At 47.4% G+C, this 1,686-nt stretch carries 1 protein-coding gene; it reads left to right on the top strand.

Going from position 1 to position 1,686, the window contains the following annotated elements; translation table 11 throughout:
• Nucleotides 1-1,474, top strand: a 1,474-nt coding sequence (locus OB13_RS06175) for an NADP-dependent glyceraldehyde-3-phosphate dehydrogenase (RefSeq protein ID WP_461489279.1), incomplete at its 5' end; no start/stop codon positions are given.
• Between the last annotated feature and the right edge of the window lie 212 nt (nt 1,475-1,686).

The following is a 1,686-nucleotide window of genomic DNA, read 5'->3' as shown; positions in this document are numbered from 1 at the left end:
TGTAGTTATTAAAACAGCAGAAGGGTATAAGCGAAAGGTCATCGGCACGTATCCTGTCTGTACTGAGCAGGAAGCCATGCAGGCCCTGGATGCTGCTGTTGCGGCTTATGACAACGGGCGGGGAGAGTGGCCGACCATGAGCGTCCAGGACAGAATTGCGTGTGTGGAGCGGTTTACGCACAAAATGATTGAGCAGAAGGATATTGTTGTAAAGCTCATCATGTGGGAAATCGGGAAGCCGTATGCGGATTCTGTAAAAGAATTTGACCGTACCGTAGAGTACATCTATGCCACCATAGACGCCCTGAAAGACCTGGACAGGCAATCATCCCGCTTTGATATTGAGCAAGGTATAGTCGCCCAGATTCGCCGTTCACCCTTGGGAGTGGTGCTCTGTATGGGACCATTCAATTATCCGCTGAATGAGACATTTACCACCATGATTCCGGCTCTTATCATGGGCAACACCTTGCTGTTCAAGCCGCCAAAACACGGAACCTTGTTGCATTATCCGCTGCTGGAGGCATTCAGGGAATGTTTTCCAAGAGGCGTAGTAAATACCATTTATGGCCGGGGGCATGCCATTGTACCGGGCTTGATGCAATCGGGCAAGATCAACGTACTGACGCTGATCGGCTCCAGCAAGGTGGCCAATGAGTTGAAGAAGCTGCATCCGAAAGTGAACCGTCTGCGTGCCATACTGGGTCTGGATGCGAAAAATGCAGCCATCGTTACCGAAAATGCCGATCTTCAGTTAGCTGTTTCTGAGACCGTATTGGGTGCTTTGTCTTTTAACGGCCAGCGCTGTACAGCCATCAAAATCGTGTATGTGCACCGATCTAAGGTGGATGAGTTTCTGCAACTGCTAAGTGAAACTGTTTCAAAACTACGGTTTGGGATGCCTTGGGAAAAAGGGGTTTCTTTGACACCGCTGCCAGAGCCCAACAAACCCGGATACTTAAAGTCGTGTATCGATGATGCCCTTGCAAACGGAGCCCGGGTGATCAATGAAGGCGGCGGCAGTTCATTTGAATCGTTTGTTTATCCAGCCATCGTTTATCCGGTTAACAAGGACATGATCTTGTACCGGGAAGAACAGTTCGGACCCATCATTCCGGTGGTGCCATTCGATGACCTCGAAGAGCCGATTCAGTACCTGATCGAATCGACGCATGGCCAGCAGGTCAGCATTTTCAGCAACGACGCCAATGAAACGGCTGCATTGATTGATCCATTGGTCAACCTGGTTAGCCGGGTGAACGTCAATTGCCAGTGCCAGCGCGGCCCGGATGTGTTTCCGTTTACCGGCCGCAAAGACAGCGCAGAGGGAACATTGTCTGTCGTAGATGCCTTACGTTCGTTTTCGATCCGTTCGTTGGTGGCGACCAAGATGAATGAGAACAACAAAAATCTGCTCAATGAGATCATCGACGAAGGACATTCCAATTTCCTGAGCACGAAATTTATATTCTAAAAGAAACACCTACTTAACATAAAGTATATTATTAGTGACACTTATTATAGAGGATTATCCTCGTATATAATTAGTCTTATAATTTATATTATGTTAAGTAATAAATATGGCAATAGAAAAGGGAGGCTAATTTAACCTCCCTTTTCTATGTTTACTAAATCTCTTTAGGCTTAGTTCTTCAGCTTCTTGCCTACACGCTCAGCATCCGCAGT

The sequence above is a fragment of the Pontibacter sp. HJ8 genome (assembly GCF_054824225.1).
Note: the sequence above shows the minus strand (reverse complement) of the source record. Positions and strands in the feature narration are given on the sequence as shown.